Consider the following 20,692-nt stretch of genomic DNA (forward strand, 5'->3'; position numbering starts at 1 on the left):
ATGCGTCTTTCAAGAAACGACAAGCCTTATGCCCTTAAGCTTTTCCTTCCGATTTTCATAAGATTTTAAAAAACGAGGTATTACTGTTTATTTTATTCTGCTTGAAATCATGTTATGATAAAAAATATTGAATTTTGAATTCATCTTTTATATTTATTTTTAAAGAGAGGAGGTTTTATGCTCATTTGTCCCATATGTGATTCTACATTGATCAATCGGTTCTGCCCTCTATGCCGGAAATTCGTAAAAGAACCCTGGGTACTGGATGATCATGTGTATATCAATCGCTCTCATTCGTTACCGGATGACTTTTGTGAGTTTCACGGAAACGGGCGAAAGGTAACCTACCTGAACAGGACTGCGGATAAAAAATCTCCGCTCATTTCCGGGAAGGTCAATGCCATGCCCAAACCCTCATCCTATTCCGCTAAGCCTACGACAAACAGCCTGTCCCAAAAAGCAAGGGTTTCCGGCTTTTCCGGAGGAACGGATGCTTTCCATGCCGCTTTCTCAAAGCCCGGGCAGAACAATGTACCACGAAAAAAGTAAAAAGATCTTCTTTCCCCTCTTAAGGGGCAAATGATTCCATTGATTTTTACCGAAGCACACAGAAAGGATTACGAACATGCCTATTGTTATTTTTTTGATTGTTTTATTTCTTATTTTTCTTTCTACCATTCGCATCGTGCCTGAAGCCTGTGCCATGGTCGTTGAGCGTCTCGGAAGCTTTCATTCCGTGTGGAGACCGGGCGTACATATTCTCATCCCCTTCATGGACAGAATTGCCAAGCGCATCAATTTAAAAGAGCAGGTAGCTGACTTCCCGCCCCAACCCGTTATCACAAAGGATAATGTAACCATGCGAATCGACTCCGTCGTTTTCTTTGTGATTACCGATCCGAAGCTCTATGCCTACGGTGTGGAGAACCCTATTGCGGCTATCGAGAACTTAACCGCTACTACCCTTCGTAACATCATCGGTTCCATGGACTTGGATACCACTTTGACTTCCCGTGACGAAATCAATACCCAGATGCGTTCGCTTTTGGATGTAGCTACCGATCCTTGGGGAATCAAGGTAAACCGTGTGGAGTTGAAGAACATTCTTCCTCCCGATGCGATTCGCGAAGCCATGGAGAAGCAGATGAAGGCGGAGCGCGAAAAGAGAGAATCCATTACGCTTGCAGAAGCAAAGAAGCAGTCCGCTGTCCTTACTGCTGAGGGTAACAAGCAAGCCGCTATCTTGAATGCGGAAGCCGATAAGCAGAAAACCATTCTTGCCGCGGAAGCGCAGAAGGAAAAAGAAATCCGTGAGGCTGAGGGTCGTGCACAAGCTATTTTGGATGTGCAAAGAGCGGAGGCGGAAGGTATTCGCCTGCTGAAGGAAGCCGGTGCAGATGATGCCGTACTTCGCATCCGCAGCTTAGAAACCTTTGCCAAAGTATCGGAAGGAAAGGCTACCAAGATTATTATTCCTTCCGACATCCAGAATATGGCAGGTTTGTTAAACAGTTTAAAAGAAAGTCTTGTTTCCCCCTCTACTGTGCATCCGACAGAAAACGGAAATGAGGAAGCATGATTAAAATTATCTTTTTCGACATTGACGGTACCCTCCGTCCCTTTGAAACCGGTGTTGTCCCTGAATCCACTAAGCTCGCTATAAAAAAAGCCCGGGATGCAGGAATCTACTGTGCCATTGCAACAGGCAGACATTGGGTGGAAATTCATAATGAAGGCCTGGTAGACGGAATGTATTTTGATGCCTTTGTCACTCTTGACGGCGGCTACAGTTATATTTTAAAGGAAGATAAAGCGAAGGCGCATTTTGCCGTAAATCCCGGAAAAAAGCCTAAGGAATATCAATTCCTGATGGATGTTCCGGATGAGGAGCTTCCTTATTTTGACCCCAAGTACGGGGAGGTCCTTCTAAAGGAGTCCATCCCTGCTTCCATGGTGAATCAGCTTCTGCAGTTTTTAGAAAAGGATCCTTTTCCGGTACTCTTTTTAGAGGAAAGACGTCTATATGCCAACTTTGTAAATGAAGATCTCCTCCGCACGCTGGCCTATGTTCACACCGGCCTTCCCCCTCTTCTTCCTCTTTCAGAGGCAACAAAAAACGAGCAGCTTATGCTGATTCCCATTTTGCACGCAAATCAGGTACCGGAAATAGAGAAAACTCTTCCGGACTGTCATCTGATACGCTGGTCTGACGGAATGTCCTTTGATATTGCCAAAAAAGGTGTTTCCAAGATTCACGGGATTCAGAAAATCATAGAACGCTTGGGAATTTCCATGGAAGAGGTTGCCGCAATCGGAGATGGCTGGAATGACGTCGAAATGCTGGATTCCGTAGGTCTGGGAATTGCCATGGGGAATGCCAAGCCGGAGACAAAGGCGGTTGCAAATCACATTACGGACCATATTCTGGAAGAGGGACTTCCGAAGGCTGTTGACTACATTTTGGATTTAAACGAGATGTCTCAGGCTTCGCCTTAGCCACTCGTTATGAACAAGAGGTCTTAAGCTCCGTCTGCCCCACTGGTTAAGGATTAGAGCTGGATGCTTTTAAGGAGAGGAGCGCTTTATGCAGAAAGAAATTGAACTGGTAAGGGAAAAGATTCGTCTTGCCTGTGACCGGGCTGGTAGAGATTCGGAGACGGTTTTACTTCTCGGCGTATCCAAGACCAAGCCTTATTCCGCACTGCAAGAAGCCTACTCTTACGGTATTCACGATTTCGGAGAAAATAAAGTGCAGGAAATCCGAGAGAAATATGAAATGATGAGAGAGGACAGCCTGATGAAAGACTGCCCTCCCCACTTTCATATGATTGGTACCCTTCAAAAAATAAAGTGAAATACCTTCCCGGAAAGGTCGTCCTGATTCATTCCGTAGATTCTCTTCCTCTTTCTCTCGAAATTGAAAAAGAATACGCGAAAAAGGAAACTACCGCGAAAATTCTTTTGGAAGTAAACGTTGCAAAAGAAGCAAGCAAATCCGGCTTTTCTTTGGAAGAACTCGAGGCTGTTGTTGCCGAGCTCGAAAAGCTTCCTCACGTTCTGGTCTGCGGTCTGATGACCGTCGCTCCTTTTACAGAGGACGCAGAAAAGAATCGTCCTGTTTTCCGCTCTCTTCGTGAGGCTCTGTTTTCTTTACAAAAAAAATTCCCCGCCCTTCCCTTAACGGAGTTATCCATGGGAATGAGCGGAGATTATGAAGTCGCCGTGGAAGAAGGTGCGACAATTGTTCGAGTAGGTTCTTTTATCTTTGGGGAAAGAGTCTATCTTTAAGAAAAACTGAGCTTAGTTCTCAAATACTGCGCAACTCTTTTCTGCACCACTATGGTACGATACCGCAAACGGGCAAAGGCAATCACGATATTTTGCAGGGATTCCTGCAGTGCCACCGTCTTATCCGAAAGTGTTAAAAGGTAAGCAAGTCTGCTGTTCGGCAATCTGGTAGACAGCGGAAACATGTGGGTGAGAATCGCTCTTTTCTCCACATGGTTCAGATAAAAATTCTGCTTTTCCGAATTCTCTATGGCATCCTCTCCGTGATAGAAGCAATACCATCTTCCGTCATGACTTGTGCCGTCATCCTTATGATAATCAATCATACAAAAATCATGCAACAATCCGATTTTCCCGGCACTATCCGCATCCATGTGCCACTTCTTTGCCAGTTTGTAAGCCATTAAAGCCACTCTTACACTGTGTGCATAGGTATTGGTACTGCCGTGTCTAGGTACGTTCTTCAGCTTTTTATATTCCTCATTTTCCACAATATATCTGAATTTTCTTAAGAACTCCAACTGTTCCCTTTTTACGCGCATCGGGTATTTCTCCTCATAAGTCTACATAAAATTATACGAATCTAACATCGACGTTAACTCGTATATAATAAGGTCATCTCAACGTAAAATGCAATATTTTTTATAGAATCTTAAACTTCTTTCCGACTTTACATGCTTCTGAAAAAGCTGTATCATTTTTCTGCCTTAATCTTTATTTGTTGAACACGCTTTACTATAGATTTGGAAAAAAACAATGGATGAAAAAGAACCGGAAAAAGAAATAGAAAAAAAAGAGGATGGCGGCAATCCTAAGCAAAAGAAGTTCGGAATTTGGAAAATCTTCCTGACCGGCCTTGTTTTTTTATTTGCACTGCTTTCTTTTACGCTGTACTTTTCTTTGCAGTTTTTACTGAGAAACTGGAATGAGCTTACGGTAGACGAAATTTTATACCATATCAAATCCCCGATGAGAGGAGCCGGACCGCATTTGGTTCAGCTCTTCCTTTTGTCTGTCCTGCTCCCCTCCGTAGCCCTCTTTTTGCTTTTGCTTTTAATCTATCTCTTTTCAAAGCGCAGGTTTCTCCCCCTATACTTTTCTATCGGTTTTTTTGTTTTTGTCCTCACAATTGGCAATGCCTGGGACAGTATATCCCTCGGAAGCTATATCCTTTCCCAGATCCAATCTTCTTCTTTTATCGAAGACCATTATGTGGATCCTAAGGGGCTTTCTCTCCATTTTCCGGAGAAAAAGAGAAACCTGATTTATATCTATATGGAATCCACGGAGCTCACCTTTATGGACGAAGCCCATGGCGGAGCCTTTCCCGAAAATCTTCTACCGGAGCTTTGTGCGCTCGGAAAGGAAGGGGAAGATTTTTCCGCAGAAGGAGAGATTCGAAATGGTGGAATTGCCATGCCGGGTGCCACCTGGACGATGGGTGCCATGTTTGCACAAAGCACGGGGCTACCCTTAAAGATTTCCATTGAGCAGAACTCTATGGACAGTCAGGAGCATTTCTTTCCTTCCGTCACGGCACTGGGCGACATTCTGGAGGAAGAAGGCTATACCCAAAAATTTCTTTTGGGTTCAGTAGGTTATTTTGGCGGTCGAGAGCTTTTTATGAAAGATCACGGAAATGTAGCCGTGGAAGATTTCAGTTATTGGAAGAGGAAAAATAAATTTCCCAGAGACTATTGGGTGAACTGGGGCTTCGAAGATGAAAAGCTTTTTACCTATGCAAGGGAAGAATTGCTGAATCTGGCAAAGAACGACAGCCCCTTCAACCTTACTCTGCTCACCGTAGACACCCATTTTCCGGACGGCTATGTTTGCAGGCTCTGTAAAAATACCTATCCCGACAACCAGTATGCAAATGTTTTCAACTGTACATCCCGTCAGGTCAATGACTTTATCAGCTGGATTAAGGAACAGGATTTTTATGAAAATACAAGCATTGTGATTTCAGGTGATCATCCGACCATGGACCGGGATTTTTGCAATGCCGTAGACCCGTCTTATCAGAGAAAAGTCTACACCTGCTATTTAAATGCCGCCGCCTCCGTGAAAGAAGAAAAACACAGAGAATACAGTACCTTTGACGACTTCCCCACAACGCTGGCTGCTCTCGGCGTCGAAATTCCCGGAGAGCGCCTTGGCCTCGGGACAAATCTTTTTTCCGGCCTCCCCACCCTTACGGAAGAATTCGGAAAAAAGGCCGAAAAAAAGAGCTTGAAAAACGCTCCGACTTTATGATTCGCCTCGGCGGGATAGATAAAAACTCCGCCTTTAAGCAAAAGGAAGAAAAAGAGCAGAAGAAGAAAGAGCAAAAAAAGGAAGAACGAAAAAAGAGTTAAACGAGATATCGCACACTTTGTGCACGATACTCGTTATGAAAAAAGCAGTTGAAAAATTGGGATTATCCATCTTTCAACTGCTTGAAAAATTTCTCCAATACTTTATTTTAGGCTTTAATCGCCGCTTTGTCTCTCTGTTCTCTATATTTGCACTTATCCTTGTACATTCTTTTATCCGCTTTTCGAATCACATAATCCGCGCTGATAAATTCCTTTTCCGCCAGGTGTTCCTCTGCCGCAAGCTCGCTGTAACCTGCCACGCCGATGGAAAGACTCACCGGGAACGGTACTTTCTCCCTCTCCTTTATCGATTCCAGATCTTCCCGAATCTGTTTTGCCACATTGACAACAAGATGTTCCGGGAAAATGACAGCCAAAAATTCATCTCCTCCGCTTCTGCCGCAGAAACCGTTCGCGTTATCCACCGCACCTTTTATGGCGGTAGAAACCATTTTAATCAGTTTGTCTCCACAGTCATGTCCGAAATGATCATTGGTATATTTTAAATCGTTGATATCCATAAAAATCACGGCATAGCCCGTAGCACGTTGACTGTCCAGAAGATCTATTTTTCTCTGCAGGAACTGACGATTTCCCATTCCGCTCAAATTGTCCGTGAAAGCCAGTACTCTTAAGTGCTCATCCTCCATAGCTTTCTGCATTACCATAATGAGCTTGAATGAAAAGGCCGTGATAAACACGAAAATCATTACCAAAATCAGGACCTTCGAATAATGTATTTTTACAAAGAGCTGCATGAAACGCGGCCACTTTTCGCTCACCCTTGCAGACAAAATCAGGCGAACCTGTTCCATGATTCCCAGTAAGGCCACAAAAATAAGTCCAAATCCCAAGATACGGTCGGAATTACTTTTCACCATTCTGCCGGGGAACATGAGGCTCAGAACCGTGGAGAGCAACATCACGATTTGGACTCCCTGCGCTATCCGTAAATGCCAAACATAGGTATAGCCCGTAGGCAGGAAATAGAGAAATAACGTCAGTACAAAGAAAGAAAAGAGGATTCCTCCCGAAATCTTCAAGAATCGTCTTACCCGAGGACGTTCCGTTTCGTGACTGGCATATAGCGGAGCCGCCGAAAGTAATAAGTACATCCCGATATATTCGGATACGGCATTCAAATCCTCACAGTCTGTAAGCATATACATCATCCCCGAATTTCCGAGATGCCAGAAAGTAATGGCAAAAATCATGGTCGTCAGCCAAAATCCTTCTCTTGCATAGTGATGTCTAAGGGAAAAGACCGCAAAAGCAACCATGGCGATAAAGGTGGCAATCAGTGTCATCACAAAGATTGCATAAGAAGTTTCCAGTCCGATAATGGAGAAAAACAGAGCATCTCGCTCACTCATCAAAACGGGTTCATCAAAGTTGTTTTCCATAAAATGAATCTTGGGCGTAATCTCCACCCGGATTTCCTCTCCGAAGGCTTCCTCCGGCACCGGAATGGCGACTCGGATATGCCCAATCATGTGACGCTTCAAGTTCGTCCCGTAAGATGCAAGTAATTCATCCTTATAATAGGCCTTTATCTCACTATTATAGAAAAAGAAGTTAATGGACTGATGTTCTTTTTTCCAGCTTTTTTCCAAAGGAATCCGTATCGTTATCCGGTCCTTTTCGGAAGAAAAGTTGAAGAGATGGCTGTCAAAACAGTCCACTGTGCCGTCCTCATGCCGAACCTCTACACAAATCTTATTGAGAATCCTGTACTCGTCCGCGGGAATTTTTCCCCATACACTTAAAAAGAGGCGCAAGATAAGTATCCCTGCCAAAACAGAGAAAAATAAGAGGACAAATGTTTTATTTTCATTATATAGCGAACGTATCCCCCTCATTGCTACTCCTTGCTTTTTCAGATTTTTTTAAAACCTCCCCTTTCGCTTTTACCACTCTTAATATCGCCTAATATTTTTGTAATATAATCTCTATTCTTAAGAAACAAGCGGATGTTTCTTTTTATGAACACACTTATCTTCATACATACGAGCATCCGCCTTCCGAATGACATCACTGCTACTAATCATCTCCAAACCGGAAAAGCGACGTTCTTCCTCTACTTCTCTATAATTTGCTATACCAAGAGAAAGGCTGACCGGGAATACCGGCTTTTCCTCCTCTTTTATTTTCTGCAGATTCGCGTTTATCTGCTTTACTACCTCTGTCGCCTTATTCGCCGGAATCAGCACAGAAAGAAACTCATCTCCACCGTTTCTTCCATAAAAGCCACTCATATTATCCATTGCTTTCTTAATAGAAGAAGAAACCATTCTAATCAGATGATCGCCTTCCTCATGTCCAAAATGATCATTGGTATACTTTAAGTCATTAATATCCATAAAAATCACGGCATAATCTCTATTCCGACTCTTATCCAAAATATCCAGTTTTCTTTGCAGATATTGTCGATTTCCCATGGCGCTGAGATTATCCGTGTAAGCGAGTATTTTGAGATTCTTTTCTTCCAAAGTTTTCTGCACAACATTGCTTACCTTGAAGGCGTAGGAAGAGAGGAAGGTCAATACCAGCATATATAAGAGCCACCTGGAAAAAGGAGCTGCCGCAAACCACCGCAAAATAGGCGGAAAGTCCTCTGTAATCTTTGTTGCACAAATAATTCTGATTTGTTCCAAGATTCCAAAAAGCGACACAAAAATCAATCCGTATTGCATAATGTATTCTGCCATGCTCGCTGCTTTTTTTCCGGGAAAGAGAAGGCTCAATAAAGCGGAAAATACCATAACAATCTGGATTCCCTGCGCGACCCGCAGATATTTAACAAAGGTATAGCCTGTCGGAAGTAAATATAAAATAAGGCAGAGTGCAAATACTCCGAAAAGGAGCTTTCCCATAAAGCGCAGATATTTTTTTACCGCCGGCCTCACGGTTTCATAGCTGGCAAAAAGAGGCGCACTGAAAAAGAGCATATACATCCCGATGTATTCCACAATCGCATTAAAGTCCTCATTGGCATTCACGGCATAAATCATTCCCGTATTTCCCATATACCAGGCAATAATGGAATTAATTAAAATCATCATCCAAAATCCTTCTTTGGCGTAGTCCTGTAAGAAATATTGGCAGGCCAAAAAAGCAATCGCAAAAAACGTTCCGATTAGAACCATATAGAAAAAGGAGAAAGAAGTTTCCTTTCCTAAAATCGGAAAAAACAAAGCATCCTGGATTGGCATTAAGACCGGAAAATGAAAGGTGTCCTCCATAAAATCCATTGTGGGCTGAATTTCCACTCGAATTTCATCTCCATAGGCTTCCATCGGTACCGGAATAAGAATTTTCAGATGTCCTATCATATGCCTTTTCACATCTTCTCCATAGGATACCAGAAGCTTGTCCTTGTAATAGGCCTTCACCACACTGGCATAGAAGAAAAAGTTAATAGACTGATTCTCCTTTCTTAATTTTTCGTCCAAAGGAAGATGAATCGTGATTTTATCGTTCTTGGATTGAAAATTAAACATGTTGCTGTTAAAGCTATCCACCGTTCCGTCTTCATGTTTCACATCCACCTTCATTTCGGATAAACGGGTATAGCTGTTATTTTCTACCCCATTCATACTGAAGGTCGTATACAATAAGAAAAAGGCCACGAAAAATACAGCGAAGACCGGAATGACTCCCTTATTTATTTTTAATAAAATCCTGTTTTTCACTTAAACCACCATAAATTCATGAATTATCCGGATAGAAGGAGCTCTTTTCTCCTCCTATATTGAATCCGCATTCCATCTATATCGGCTAAGAAGAGCAGGGAAATAAACGCGATTATCTCTTATCCGTGCGTCTGCCATAGGTTTCCAACATATCCCTCATAATTTTTTTCCGTTCCGGAGAAAAGGCATGTTTCTTCATTCTCCACTGCCAATTTCCCGCATCCGTACCCGGCGCATTGATTCTTCCTTCGGAAAGAAGCTCCAGATAATCTCCTGCCGGAATAATGCAGAGATAGGAGGTTGCGGACAAGGCTTCCTTAATCAGAAGCTCCGTCATGGCATTCCAGTCATTTTGTGAACGTGATAAGTATCGATAAATTTTGTTCCGCTCTTCCTCCCCCAGGGTCTCAAACCAATTTCTCAAAGTGTCATTGTCATGCGTACCGGTATACATTACGGAATTATTATCCTGAAACATATGCGGCAGGTAATCATTTTCATAGTCTCCGCCAAAGGCAAACTGCAGTACCTTCATTCCGGGATAAGCGGTTTTCCGCATCAATTCCCGTACTTCTTCCGTGATTACCCCCAGGTCTTCCGCAATAACCGGAAGCGATTCCTTTTGAAAATAACGGTGTAAAGCATCAAATAAAGCGATTCCCGGTCCCTTCCTCCAGGATCCGTTTACGGCTGTCTCTTCTCCAAAGGGTACTGCATAATATGCTTCAAAGCCTCGGAAATGATCGATTCTGATTAAGTCATAAAGCGAAAAACAGTATTCCATTCGCTTACACCAAAAACTGTAGTTGTCCTTTGCCTGCTCTTCCCAGTCGTAAAGCGGATTTCCCCAAAGCTGCCCCGTCGCGGAAAAAGCATCAGGCGGAACTCCGGCAACAAATCCGGGGTAAGATTCTTCTTCTGCGGAATGTATATCCTGCTTCTCCTTCTCCTGCTCTTGTTCCGAGCTCTCTTCCGGCTCTTCTTTCTTAAGCTTTCTGCCCTCCCAGCTGAAATCAAATATCTTTCTGTTGCCCCAAACGTCTGCGCTGTCCATGGCGCAGTAGATGGGCAAGTCCCCAAAAATCAGAACTCCCCTTTCATGAGCGTAATCCTGTACAGCCTTCCATTGTGCCTCTGCTTTCCACTGCATGAAGGCATAGTAGGTAACCTCATCCTTATGCTCTTCCAAGAAGGACTTTAATGCAGACTCCTCTTTATCTCGAAACTCTTTCGGAAAATCCGGCCAGGCACAGCCCTCAGAGAAATCTTTCAGTGCCATAAACAGACAATAATCCAGATTTTCTCTCCGACGTCCCGCAATAAGGGTGTCCGGATTTCCTCCTGCTGCCTTCCATCTTTCATAAGCCTTCCTAAGAAGAGGATACCTTCTCTGATAAAGGAGACCATAATCTATCTTTTCACCGGAAGACAGAAACGCCTCCTTCTCCTCTTTTAATTCTTCTTCTGTAAGAAGCCCTTCTTCCTTTAAGCCTTCCAAATCAATGTAATAGGGATTTATCGCAAAGCTCGAAAAGGACTGGTAAGGAGAGTCTCCATAACTTGTCGGCCCCATTGGTAAGACCTGCCAGACTCTGTTTCCGGTTTCCGCTACGATATCAATAAATTCCTCTGCATCTTTTCCAAAACTTCCAATTCCATATTCTCCCGGCAGAGAAAATACGGGCATCAAAATGCCTGCGCTTCTTGTCTTATCCAAAACTACTCCTCCAAATCCCTTTATCTTACCTGTTTCTTGCCGGCTGTATTTTCTTTCCTACCGGTCTGCCCTGGCCGCAATGGCCAGAATATACACTTCTTTTATGTCCCGCTCAAGCAACTTTCTTGTGCAGGCTTCCATTGTAGCACCTGTTGTAAATATATCGTCAACTAACACGATTTTTTTAAGTTCTTCAGGAATCGCCTCACAATCCATTGCGGAAAGAAGATTCTGTAAGCGTTCCACCGGATTTAAATCTTTCAAGGCTTTTGTTTTCTTCTCTCTTTTCAGAAGGTCCGCATACAGCGGAAGGTCACAAGCCTTTGCAAGAGCTTTTCCAATAATTTCGGCTTGATTATATCCTCTTTTTCTTCTTCTGTCTTTATGAATCGGTACGGGAAGAATGGCCTGTATACCCAGAGCTTCCATTTTTTCCCGAAAATGTTCGCCTGCGCGTCTTCCGAAAAATTCTCCCTTGTCCTGCCTGCCCTTATACTTCAATTCCGAAATCGCATCCTCTATCTCTTCCGTTAAGTGGTAGAGAATCATGCCTCCACTAAAAGAAAAATGATGTCGTTTACAATTCTTGCACAGGCTTTCTTCCTCACGCAGAATTCCTCTGCCGCAAGATTTGCAACAGGGTTCCTCCATAAATTGTTCTTTCTCTCGGCAAGAAGAGCAAATGCCGTCTTCCCCATCCTCTAAAATTTCATCGCAAAAAATACAGCGCGGAGGGAAGAGTGCGCCGAGGATACCCTCCTTCCATTTCTCTTTATAATCCATAGGATGCCTCTTCCTCGTTGGAAAAAGGATTTTCTATTCGGTCCGGTGTGGAATTCTTCATCTCCATGAGCTGTTCCCGAAGGCCCGAATAACGTTTCTGCTCCGTCTCATTATGAATCATATCTCGGAACACTCTGGGATCTCCCAGAAGACAAACACAGGACTTTGCTCTTGTAACTGCCGTATACAGAAGATTTCTGGTCATCAGGATTTGCGGTCCTCTGTACATGGGAAGAATCACCGCATCATATTCCGAACCCTGAGACTTATGAATGGTTATGGCATAAGCCAGTTCCAAATCCTCACAATCGGAAAAGTTGTAGACTACTCTTTTATCATCAAAAAACACGGTCACCGTCTCCGTAAAGTGATTGATTTCCGTAATTCTTCCGATATCTCCGTTAAAAATTCCCTCCCCCTCTTCTATGGGGATATTGAATTTTCCGGGAATTTCCCAAGCAAGCTGATAGTTGTTCTTTACCTGCATCACCTTATCCCCTAAGCGAAATACCCTTCCGTAGAGTTCCTTTTCCGCCTTATTTTTATCCTTTGGATTCAAACTTTCCTGTAAATACCGATTCAGACTTTCCACTCCGAGTGCCCCTTTTTTCTGCGGAGACATGACCTGGACGGAGAGCGTATCAATGTTCAGATATTTAGGCAGTTTTTCCTTCATAAGTACGGCAATATCGGAAAAAATTTTCTCTGCCTGCTCCCCTCTGATAAAAAGGAAGTCTTTGGAACGTTTGGAGAGATCCGGCTCCTTTCCTTCATTGATCTTATGGGCATTGACAACAATATCCGACTCTAAAGCCTGCCGGAAGATTTTTTTCAATTGTATGGCCTTTATGCAGCCGGAAGAAAGAATATCTCTCAAAACATTTCCCGCACCGACGGAAGGAAGTTGATTACTGTCCCCCACGAAAATCAGCCTGGTTCCGGGTTGTATTGCCTTAAGAAGAGCATCCATCAGATAGAGATCCACCATACTCATCTCGTCCACAATGACAACATCCGTATCCAGCGGATTTTCTTCATTTCGCTGAAAGAGGCGATGAAAGCCTTCCTCTTCCTCCTCCCCTTCCTGTCCCATGTATTCGAGAAGACGGTGCAGCGTTTTTGCCGGATAATTTGTCGCCTCTCCCATTCGCTTAGCCGCCCTTCCCGTAGGCGCAGCCAAAGATATATTTTTCCCTCTTTCCGTAAAGAGCCGCAAAATTGTTTTGATGGTTGTCGTTTTACCGGTTCCGGGTCCTCCCGTAATGACCAAAATGCCGGAATGTGCCGCAAGGTATACCGCTTCTTTCTGTAACGAATCCAATTCCGGATTTTCCTTCCGGAACAGGCCTTCTATTGCCTGATTCCAGCTTTCCGAATAGGCTTCCTCTTCCGGGACGTCTAAGGCGTGAAGTTTTGCCGCTACACGGCGCTCTCTAAAATAGGTGCCTGCACGATAAACCCGCTCTCCCTGTATTCTAACCCTGCCCTCTATTTGTAAGTCCATCAGTTCCTCTTCGAAGAGGGCAATCTCCATGTCGAGAATTCGTTCCGCCTCTCTCTTCAAAATAGAAACAGGCAGATAGCAGTGTCCCTGAAGTTCTCCCTGAAGGAGGGTATAACTTATTCCCGCATGGATACGGAAGGGAGATTTCTCTCCGATTCCCACTCTTTTGGCGATTTGATCACAGCGTTTAAAGCCGACTCCCTCCAGCTCTTCTGCAATACGATAGGGATTTTCTCTGAGTATCGTATAGATTTCTCCCTGAAAATGCCGGTAAATCTTATAGCAAAGCTGTGTTCCGATTCCCAGCCCCTGTAAGAAAAGAATGGCATCCTGCCGATCTTTTTTCCCTACAAGCTCTGCGGCAATATCCCTTGCCTTTCTTTCCGAAATACCGTTTATTTCAGCAAGTCTCTCCGGCTCTTCTTCCATGATACGAAGGCTGTCTTCTTTGAATTTTTTTACAATTCGTTTTGCAATGGCCTTTCCTACTCCCTTTATCGCACCGGAGGCCAGATATTGTTCTATTCCGGAGAGGCTGTCTGGTGGGAGCAGTTCATACTCTTCTACGGAAAATTGTTTTCCGTAAACGGAATGCTCCTTCCATCTGCCTCGCATTTTGATTTTTTCCGAGACCGCAATATGGGAGAAGCTTCCTACACATGTAGTTTCTTCTCCCTTATCTTCTATCGTAAAAACCGTATAACCACTCTCTTCGCTTCGAAAAACGATGTGGCTGATGTTTCCCTCTAACTCTTCCATATTCCGTGAATTCCGTCTATCTTACGGTAGTGGACAGGTACGAAAGGCTTCGCTCTTTACCGGCTCCGGAATTTTAAAAGTCATCATCTTCTCCGGCCATATCAATGGACTTACCTGTTCCGATAGCCACTGCAGTTAACGGGTCTTCCGCAAGCATTGTGGTAATCCCCGTCTTTTCCTGCATAAGTTTATCCAAACCGTAGAGAAGTGCGCCTCCCCCGGTCATGACAATGCCTCTTTCATAAATATCCGCAGCTAGTTCTGGCGGCGTCCTCTCCAAAACATTATGTACCGCATTCACAATCATGCTTGCCGGTTCTACTAAGGCATCCATAATTTCATCGGAGCTTACCACCACCGTCTTCGGAAGTGCCGTTACAAGGTTCCTTCCCCGAACCTCCATAGTCACATTCTCCGGGCGCTTACTGGCACAGCCGATATTTACCTTGATATCCTCTGCCGTTCTCTCTCCGATAAGTAAATTGTGCTTCTTTCTCATATAGCGAAGAATAGCCTCGTCAAAATCATCACCGGCTATCTTTATGGATTCGGAAACCACAGGTCCGCCTAAGGCAATGACCGCAATGTCCGCGGTTCCGCCTCCAATATCGATAATCATGTTTCCTTGCGGTTTGGAAATGTCTATTCCCGCGCCGATTGCCGCAGCTACCGGCTCTTCAATGATACTCACTTCTCTGGCACCGGCGTGGCTCGCCGCATCCATCACGGCCTTCTTCTCCACCTCCGTTGCCCCGCTGGGAATGCAAACACAAATTCTGGGTTTTCTGAGCGTTCTTCTTCCTACCGCCTTATTGATAAAATACTTCAGCATTTCTTCCGTTAAAGTATAGTCGGAAATGACTCCCTGGCGAAGGGGACGAACAGCAGAAATATTTTCCGGAGTACGCCCGAGCATCAGTCTTGCATCCTCTCCGTAGGCTACTACGGCATTATTGTCCTTATTTACGGCAATTACGGCAGGCTCCTTTAAAACAACTCCTCTGCCCTTTATATAAACCAAGATACTGGAAGTACCTAAATCAATTCCTATATCATTTGAAATCAGCGAAAACATGGATTCCTCCGTATATTATAGAAAACGAGCCGCATGGAAATACACACAGTTCGGAATATAAAATGTCACTTCTTCTAGTATAGCGGAAAGGGAAAAAAGGGAAAGTATTCTAAGAGAGATATTTTTTCTAGTTTCTATCTCACTATTTTTCTTTTTATTGGGCAAACAAAGCTATACTTTTTCCCATTTCTTCTCTATACACTAAAATTCTTTTACAAATTCTGCCGCCGTTATAATCTTAGGATTTAAAATCCCGGACTCCAAAAAGTCTTTATCACCTGTCAATAGTATATCTACTCCGGCATGAATAGCCGCTCTAAGTATTGGTCGGTCATTTACATCCCGGATTTTGGCTTCCATCTCACTTTCCTCAATAGGAATGGATACCACCTCCAATGTTAATAATGCTAGAGATAGAAAACCCTCTAACGCCTGAATTTTATGAGGAAATTTCCTATTAAAAATACGACGCATTTCGTCAATGTTTTGTTCACAGAGTAATCCATGATTTGGATAACTAACCGCTTTGACAAATGCTTGATAGGGAACGCCCTTGCTACTTAATGCAGCAGATATTAATATATTTGTATCAATAAGAATTTTCATTATTCTACACTTTCTGCACGAACTTCTTTTACAAGATCCATAATAGCTTCATCTGTAGATAAATCATTCTGTTCAGCTTCTCCTTCCATTTGAGCCTGGAGTATCTGCATAGCATAAACTGCAGAATTAATAAGTCTTACACTTCCATTTTCCACAACAAATGTAATTCTATCACCGCAAGAAACCCCTAAAATTTCTCTAATATCCTTTGGAATTGTTACTTGTCCTTTTGCCATAACCTTTGCATTATCAATAAATGTTTGATTCATCATCCAAAGCACCCCCATTAATTCATAAATATAGTTCTAAATCTAAATATGCTTTTTTATACTTCTTCTTTCAATATAATAGAAAGTAGGGAAATCCCTACTTTCTATTATATTACTTATTTTCTATTTGGCAAATGTTTTACAATTTTAAAAAGTCTAATTGATTAAAAGCATCTTCTTTACCTCTTCCAAAACCGGAACTTCCCTTTGGGCAATCAGCCTCCCTAGTTTTGTATTACTGCATTTTTCATATTCCTTTATGGCTTCTTCATAGCTTAGCTTCAAGGTTTCCATATGAAAATCTCGGATTTCATAGGGCATCAAATTCTTTTCCCCAAAGGAGCGGACTTTACACAAAAAATAATGGTTAATGTTGTGCCGATGAACATGGTTGTAATAATCACTGACTATCCCAATTTCTTGGAGGATTTCCACCTCGGCACCCAGCTCTTCCTTTAGCTCTCTTTTGATAGCCGTCTCCAAGCTTTCTCCCTTTTCCACTCCACCGCCGGCAGTTTCAATCAAGGTGGCTTTTCCGAAAGAATCATCTCTATGAATTCTCACAAAATAGAAATTCTTCTCCTCATCAAAGACGATACCCCGGGCAATCTCTCTGTCATGGTCGATATATGCAAAGGGAAATTCCCTATCCTGTAGCCTTAGGCTCAATTTACTTTCCTTAGATATCATTTTGATAAATATCCCTCCTATGTCCTATTCCCAATACTAAAACAATTACTTTATCCTCCTGAATTTCCGCAATGATTCTGTAATCCCCTACTCTATATCTCCATTGTCCGCTTCTATTAGCTGTTAAGCCCTTTCCATGTTTCCTGGGATCTTCACAGCCTTCTAAGTTCTTTCTAAGCCAAGCAAGGATAAGAGAAGCTGTGTACTTGTCCAGCTTTTTCATCTGTTTTAATGCCTTATCGGAAAAAACAACTCTAAAACTCATCCTAAGCCCAGCTCTTTCTCTACCTCATCAAGAGTATAGGTAATAGGATTTTCCCTATATTCTTCTATAGCCTCTTGATAGGCTTGTAAATCATATTCCTCTTCAATATGTTCAAGAACTGAGCGTCTAAGCAATTCAGAAACACTGATTCCATTCATTTCCGCATATTTTTTGAAAAGCATGGAGTCTGCTTCATTTAACCTTAAAGAAATCGTCATCCCATCTCTCCTTTCATGTGTAATACATTGTATTATATATTGGATAATACGTCAATTTCCACTTCTTGTTTTCCAAGAGAAAATATGGCAAGATTTTACATAGAAAAATTAGGGGGTATAAAGATGGCAAAGCTTGTAGATTCCAAAGAGACCATTGCGGTATTGCAAAGGACGAACTTCCAGTTCAAGAAGCAATTTGGTCAAAATTTTTTAATTGATTCATCCGTATTGGATCATATTATTTCTTATGCCAAGATTCAGAAAGAGGATTTGGTGATTGAGATCGGTCCCGGAATCGGCACCTTAACAGAAGCCCTTTGCGAGCATGCCGGACAGGTGATTGCCATTGAAATTGATGATAAGTTGATTCCTATTTTAGAGGAGAATCTTGCCGGCAAGGAGAATTTCCGCCTCCTGCATCAGGATGTTTTGAAGGTGGACTTTACAGAGCTCCTAAAGGAGTATCCAAGCTTTTCTTCCGTCAAGGTGGTGGCTAATCTCCCTTACTACATTACAACGCCTATCCTTATGGACCTTTTGGAGAAAAAGCTTCCGCTTAAGTCTATTACAGTGATGGTGCAGAAGGAAGTGGCGCTTCGGATGAAGGCGGCTCCGGGAACAAAGGACTATGGTGCACTTTCTCTCGCCGTACAATACTATAGCGAGCCCGCCATTGTGCAGGAAGTGCCTCCGCACTGCTTTATTCCTCGGCCAAATGTAAGCTCCTCGGTAATTCATCTTCGTTTACATAAAAAAGCACCGGTATCCGTTCAGGATCCGGCGCTCTTATTCAAAACCATTAAATTCTCTTTTATGCAAAGAAGAAAAACCTTGGTGAATGCGCTTGCCTCCGGCTTCCATCTGGATAAAAGACAACTGCAGGATTTACTCTCATCTCTTTCTTATCCGGAAAATGTGCGGGGTGAGACCCTTAGCCTAGCCGATTTTTCCTTAATCAGCGATGGAATCCGAGAAATTCTATCCCGGTAAAAAAGCATAAAATGCATTGTGTACCGTATCGTAGCGAGCGGCCGCATCCTCTTTGCGAAGTAGTCTCGGGGAAGTACTTCCGCCAAGGACATAGGTCGTAATCTGACTGCCGTTATAGCCGGTAATCAACTCCCAATTTCCGTCTATCCGAATCATGAGCGGGTATCCCTTTGCCGTATAATAAAGTGCAGCGTTCAGACTTACACCGTAGAGATTCAGAATCCTCCCCTTATCACTGCTCAGAATGGTTCGTACATCCGGAATCTCCGCGATAAAGTCCGTTACCTCATCCTCTCTGGTCTTTCCGATAATGACTCCCGGTCTGTCCGTACGATTCCAAAGTATCTCCTGCTTTCCGTCCAGAATATATCCGAAATTATCATAGACGGCGGAAATTGCCGACTCCATATTTTCATGTCGTCCTCTATAGTGTCCGAGAGAGTAAGAAAAAATACCGTCCTCTTCTACACTCCTTTCACGAGCGAGTTCAATCGATCCAGCTTTTTCTATAGAAAATTTTTCCGGGCTGTGCACGGTAAAGCTCTCCGAACTTTTTCCAAGTAGGGGAAGAAAATAATTCTTTCCCATATTTCCGAGCTGACGGCTTTCAAGCTTGACATTCTGCCCCTGTTCGGCCTCTTTATTGGATAATACGCTATCCTTTCCGGCATAGTGGTATCCGTTTTCATCATGACTGTACTCATCAAAACGCAATTGATTTCCTGCAATCGTAAAATTCGAAAAGTATAAATTCTCTTTTTTATAGGACAGCTTAACCTCCGAATCTGCCGCAACAATGCGAATTTCCGATACGGGGATTTCTCCCTGCCCGTTCCATTCCGAGCTTTCCTCCGGTAAGGTCACGCCCAGAACCAGGTCATCCTCTATAAATCCCAGGACCTTGAAAAGTCTGTTTTCTTCAAAAATATTCTGACTTTTATCCGTTTTCAAGTTTCGTAATACTACCGTTTTACTGAGCTCCGATTCTCCGTCTTTCTCTCCGTAAGCTAAGAATTGTCCACTTTCACTGGATGCCAGCTCGTCCTTTTTCAGGGAAGAAACCAAGCTCAAAACCTCAAAGCTGTTGGTATCAATTCCGTAAACCGTACCGCTGTAGTAAAGATAAAACATCTTGTTTCCGGCATGGTAGGAGAGTCCGGAGAGACTTTCCTCCAATTCCTCCTTATTTTCCATTAAGGGTAAAAAGAAATTTTCCACCACGGTATTTTCCGAATTATCATAGGTGTAGAAGACAAGTCCCAGATAGCCTTCGTGCCGCCCTCTACTGATATAGCCATAGACCAGAAAATCCACGTCACCATTATTTTTAACATCCATAATTCGGATGCCGTGATCCAGGAAATCTCCGCGAAAGCTATTGTTTTCCTCTGTAAGATAAGTGAAGATACGAGTCAAATCCCTTCCCGTACCGAGACGATACAGAGCATTCCCCTTTGAAAAAGCATAGAAATTTTTCGTTTCGGAATACTTCGCTTGAATATCCTCCGTACTGTCCACTCCCAGTAAAATATTTTTATCTCCCAGGCGGAATTTCTGTGTATCAAATATCTCGGTACTTCTTCTATCAAAGTCCATCAGATAAATTCTCTGGCTGTCATAACGCATCACAAAATTGTCTTCATTGAAGAAACGACGGGTATTTCCGTTCTCATCTATAGCGGAAGAGGCGTAGCGAAGCTGAACCATCCCCATAATTCCATCGATTTCTTTTAAACTGATTTCCGGTTCTCCATCCAGAATCATCCCGCTGTCTCCCCAGGTAATTTGCTGAAAGGAAGAATGCAAGTTGACATGGGAAAGGTCCGAATCATCCATGGTGTCATCCGATTCCAGATATGTACTTAAGGATCGTGCCTCCGACTTGGAGAAGCTTTTTCTTGTAAAGTCTTCTCCAAGAGCAAGCATTTCCTCCGCCATCTTCTCTTTTCCAAGCAAAATCCGGCTGTAATAATAAATGGTATTTTCTCCCATTTCCAAGCTCAGGCGAAGCTGGTATTCTTTTCCTTCCGCAATTAGGTTTTGAATCGGAAGAATCAGTTTCAGCGTTTCTCCTTCTTTGCTAAGTTCCGCTTCCCCATCCTTTTCCAGCAAATCCGTTCCGTCCATACTGCGAATACTATAGTGTGCAGAGCTGATTGTATTTTTCTTCGGCTCTACCAAAAGCTCCAACCTTCTATCCGCAGGAAGAATGGCAATACTGTTTCTCACAGCCGATCCCTCGATCTCCTGGTAATAGCCGTGCATCGGATTAATCTTCTTCTCTCCCATTAGAACATAAACATAGGGCAGCTTTGATTCTCCCATATTGGCATACACTCTACTGTTTTTATCCATTGAGCGATAGGCATGAATGAAATAAAAAAGGAGAGCGACAAGAAAAATGCCGCTCAATGCCAGAATTCTTACCTTCTTTTTTGTCAAAAACTTTTTCTTCTTGTAAAATCCGGTATTCACGAAA

18 protein-coding genes and 1 pseudogene are annotated in these 20,692 nt (G+C 43.1%); 6 read left to right on the top strand and 13 right to left on the bottom strand.

All coding sequences use genetic code 11. The features are described 5' to 3' along the window. Positions 1-177: 177 nt before the first annotated feature. The 4 genes and pseudogenes from HMPREF9124_RS00300 (at position 178) to HMPREF9124_RS12770 (ending at position 3,288) form a co-directional block, all read left to right on the top strand. Positions 178-549: a hypothetical protein gene (locus tag HMPREF9124_RS00300; RefSeq protein ID WP_009537833.1), complete on the top strand. Its 372-nt coding sequence runs from the start codon at positions 178-180 to the stop codon at positions 547-549. Between the two features lie 76 nt (positions 550-625). Next, positions 626-1,579 carry an SPFH domain-containing protein gene (locus HMPREF9124_RS00305; RefSeq protein ID WP_009427659.1) on the top strand — a complete coding sequence of 318 codons (954 nt, stop codon included), beginning with the start codon at positions 626-628 and terminating at the stop codon, positions 1,577-1,579. Then, positions 1,576-2,496: an HAD hydrolase family protein gene (locus HMPREF9124_RS00310; RefSeq protein WP_009428291.1), complete on the top strand. Its 921-nt coding sequence runs from the start codon at positions 1,576-1,578 to the stop codon at positions 2,494-2,496. Before HMPREF9124_RS00305 ends, HMPREF9124_RS00310 begins: the two co-directional genes overlap by 4 nt. Before the next feature lie 88 nt (positions 2,497-2,584). Next, a pseudogene (locus HMPREF9124_RS12770) lies at positions 2,585-3,288 on the top strand (YggS family pyridoxal phosphate-dependent enzyme). Here the strand turns inward: HMPREF9124_RS12770 and HMPREF9124_RS00320 are convergent. Continuing rightward, on the bottom strand, positions 3,285-3,830 hold the full coding sequence (locus HMPREF9124_RS00320; RefSeq protein ID WP_009429975.1) for an HD domain-containing protein: 546 nt from the start codon (positions 3,828-3,830) through the stop codon (positions 3,285-3,287). The pseudogene HMPREF9124_RS12770 and the gene HMPREF9124_RS00320 sit on opposite strands and share 4 nt — an antisense overlap. A gap of 214 nt (positions 3,831-4,044) precedes the next feature. Between HMPREF9124_RS00320 and HMPREF9124_RS00325 the strand changes: the two genes are divergently transcribed. Next, positions 4,045-5,544, top strand: coding sequence for a sulfatase-like hydrolase/transferase (locus HMPREF9124_RS00325; protein ID WP_009427968.1), 1,500 nt, complete (start codon positions 4,045-4,047; stop codon positions 5,542-5,544). A gap of 208 nt (positions 5,545-5,752) precedes the next feature. Here HMPREF9124_RS00325 and HMPREF9124_RS00330 read toward each other — a convergent pair whose 3' ends face one another. The 11 genes from HMPREF9124_RS00330 to relB form a co-directional block, all read right to left on the bottom strand. After that, positions 5,753-7,504 (bottom strand): GGDEF domain-containing protein, encoded by a 1,752-nt coding sequence (locus HMPREF9124_RS00330; RefSeq protein ID WP_009428019.1) that lies wholly within the window; start codon positions 7,502-7,504, stop codon positions 5,753-5,755. Between the two features lie 96 nt (positions 7,505-7,600). Beyond that, a complete protein-coding gene (locus HMPREF9124_RS00335; protein ID WP_009429610.1) occupies positions 7,601-9,337 on the bottom strand; it encodes a GGDEF domain-containing protein in 1,737 nt (578 codons plus the stop codon). Between the two features lie 112 nt (positions 9,338-9,449). Continuing rightward, a complete protein-coding gene (gene malQ, locus HMPREF9124_RS00340) occupies positions 9,450-11,054 on the bottom strand; it encodes a 4-alpha-glucanotransferase (protein ID WP_009429412.1) in 1,605 nt (534 codons plus the stop codon). A 57-nt stretch (positions 11,055-11,111) separates the two neighbouring features. Beyond that, positions 11,112-11,837, bottom strand: coding sequence for a ComF family protein (locus HMPREF9124_RS00345; RefSeq protein WP_009428547.1), 726 nt, complete (start codon positions 11,835-11,837; stop codon positions 11,112-11,114). Next, positions 11,827-14,100, bottom strand: a complete 2,274-nt coding sequence (gene recD2, locus HMPREF9124_RS00350) for an SF1B family DNA helicase RecD2 (RefSeq protein ID WP_009429175.1) — start codon at positions 14,098-14,100, stop codon at positions 11,827-11,829. Before recD2 ends, HMPREF9124_RS00345 begins: the two co-directional genes overlap by 11 nt. 73 nt (positions 14,101-14,173) lie before the next feature. After that, on the bottom strand, positions 14,174-15,175 hold the full coding sequence (locus tag HMPREF9124_RS00355) for a rod shape-determining protein (protein WP_009428771.1): 1,002 nt from the start codon (positions 15,173-15,175) through the stop codon (positions 14,174-14,176). Between the two features lie 201 nt (positions 15,176-15,376). Then, the gene (locus tag HMPREF9124_RS00360) at positions 15,377-15,781 is read right to left on the bottom strand and encodes a putative toxin-antitoxin system toxin component, PIN family (protein ID WP_036597486.1); all 405 of its coding nucleotides are present in this window, start codon (positions 15,779-15,781) and stop codon (positions 15,377-15,379) included. Further along, the gene (locus HMPREF9124_RS00365) at positions 15,781-16,053 is read right to left on the bottom strand and encodes an AbrB/MazE/SpoVT family DNA-binding domain-containing protein (protein WP_036597488.1); all 273 of its coding nucleotides are present in this window, start codon (positions 16,051-16,053) and stop codon (positions 15,781-15,783) included. Before HMPREF9124_RS00365 ends, HMPREF9124_RS00360 begins: the two co-directional genes overlap by 1 nt. Before the next feature lie 153 nt (positions 16,054-16,206). Further along, complete coding sequence (locus HMPREF9124_RS00370; protein ID WP_036597490.1) at positions 16,207-16,740, bottom strand: NUDIX domain-containing protein; 534 nt, start codon at positions 16,738-16,740, stop codon at positions 16,207-16,209. Next, the gene (locus tag HMPREF9124_RS00375; protein ID WP_009428423.1) at positions 16,730-17,005 is read right to left on the bottom strand and encodes a type II toxin-antitoxin system RelE family toxin; all 276 of its coding nucleotides are present in this window, start codon (positions 17,003-17,005) and stop codon (positions 16,730-16,732) included. Before HMPREF9124_RS00375 ends, HMPREF9124_RS00370 begins: the two co-directional genes overlap by 11 nt. Beyond that, positions 17,002-17,223, bottom strand: a complete 222-nt coding sequence (relB, locus tag HMPREF9124_RS00380; protein ID WP_009427917.1) for a type II toxin-antitoxin system RelB family antitoxin — start codon at positions 17,221-17,223, stop codon at positions 17,002-17,004. The genes HMPREF9124_RS00375 and relB overlap by 4 nt, the downstream gene beginning before the upstream one ends. A 123-nt stretch (positions 17,224-17,346) precedes the next feature. Between relB and rsmA the strand changes: the two genes are divergently transcribed. Continuing rightward, positions 17,347-18,213 (top strand): 16S rRNA (adenine(1518)-N(6)/adenine(1519)-N(6))-dimethyltransferase RsmA, encoded by an 867-nt coding sequence (rsmA, locus tag HMPREF9124_RS00385; RefSeq protein ID WP_009428355.1) that lies wholly within the window; start codon positions 17,347-17,349, stop codon positions 18,211-18,213. Here the strand turns inward: rsmA and HMPREF9124_RS00390 are convergent. After that, positions 18,202-20,688: a hypothetical protein gene (locus HMPREF9124_RS00390; RefSeq protein ID WP_009429490.1), complete on the bottom strand. Its 2,487-nt coding sequence runs from the start codon at positions 20,686-20,688 to the stop codon at positions 18,202-18,204. The two genes, rsmA and HMPREF9124_RS00390, sit on opposite strands and share 12 nt — an antisense overlap. Positions 20,689-20,692 lie beyond the last annotated feature (4 nt).

The sequence above is a fragment of the Oribacterium sp. oral taxon 108 str. F0425 genome (genome assembly GCF_000214455.1).
Classification (GTDB): domain Bacteria; phylum Bacillota; class Clostridia; order Lachnospirales; family Lachnospiraceae; genus Oribacterium; species Oribacterium asaccharolyticum.

What these genes read in the sequence shown, in the direction of transcription:
- relB (WP_009427917.1), bottom strand. Translation starts at nt 17,223, where the DNA reads ATGACGATTTCTTTAAGGTTAAATGAAGCAGACTCCATGCTTTTCAAA.
- HMPREF9124_RS00345 (WP_009428547.1), bottom strand. Translation starts at nt 11,837, where the DNA reads ATGGATTATAAAGAGAAATGGAAGGAGGGTATCCTCGGCGCACTCTTC.
- HMPREF9124_RS00365 (WP_036597488.1), bottom strand. Translation starts at nt 16,053, where the DNA reads ATGATGAATCAAACATTTATTGATAATGCAAAGGTTATGGCAAAAGGA.
- HMPREF9124_RS00320 (WP_009429975.1), bottom strand. Translation starts at nt 3,830, where the DNA reads ATGCGCGTAAAAAGGGAACAGTTGGAGTTCTTAAGAAAATTCAGATAT.
- HMPREF9124_RS00325 (WP_009427968.1), top strand. Translation starts at nt 4,045, where the DNA reads ATGGATGAAAAAGAACCGGAAAAAGAAATAGAAAAAAAAGAGGATGGC.
- HMPREF9124_RS00300 (WP_009537833.1), top strand. Translation starts at nt 178, where the DNA reads ATGCTCATTTGTCCCATATGTGATTCTACATTGATCAATCGGTTCTGC.
- HMPREF9124_RS00360 (WP_036597486.1), bottom strand. Translation starts at nt 15,781, where the DNA reads ATGAAAATTCTTATTGATACAAATATATTAATATCTGCTGCATTAAGT.
- recD2 (WP_009429175.1), bottom strand. Translation starts at nt 14,100, where the DNA reads ATGGAAGAGTTAGAGGGAAACATCAGCCACATCGTTTTTCGAAGCGAA.
- HMPREF9124_RS00375 (WP_009428423.1), bottom strand. Translation starts at nt 17,005, where the DNA reads ATGAGTTTTAGAGTTGTTTTTTCCGATAAGGCATTAAAACAGATGAAA.
- HMPREF9124_RS00330 (WP_009428019.1), bottom strand. Translation starts at nt 7,504, where the DNA reads ATGAGGGGGATACGTTCGCTATATAATGAAAATAAAACATTTGTCCTC.
- HMPREF9124_RS00355 (WP_009428771.1), bottom strand. Translation starts at nt 15,175, where the DNA reads ATGTTTTCGCTGATTTCAAATGATATAGGAATTGATTTAGGTACTTCC.
- HMPREF9124_RS00370 (WP_036597490.1), bottom strand. Translation starts at nt 16,740, where the DNA reads ATGATATCTAAGGAAAGTAAATTGAGCCTAAGGCTACAGGATAGGGAA.
- rsmA (WP_009428355.1), top strand. Translation starts at nt 17,347, where the DNA reads ATGGCAAAGCTTGTAGATTCCAAAGAGACCATTGCGGTATTGCAAAGG.
- HMPREF9124_RS00310 (WP_009428291.1), top strand. Translation starts at nt 1,576, where the DNA reads ATGATTAAAATTATCTTTTTCGACATTGACGGTACCCTCCGTCCCTTT.
- HMPREF9124_RS00305 (WP_009427659.1), top strand. Translation starts at nt 626, where the DNA reads ATGCCTATTGTTATTTTTTTGATTGTTTTATTTCTTATTTTTCTTTCT.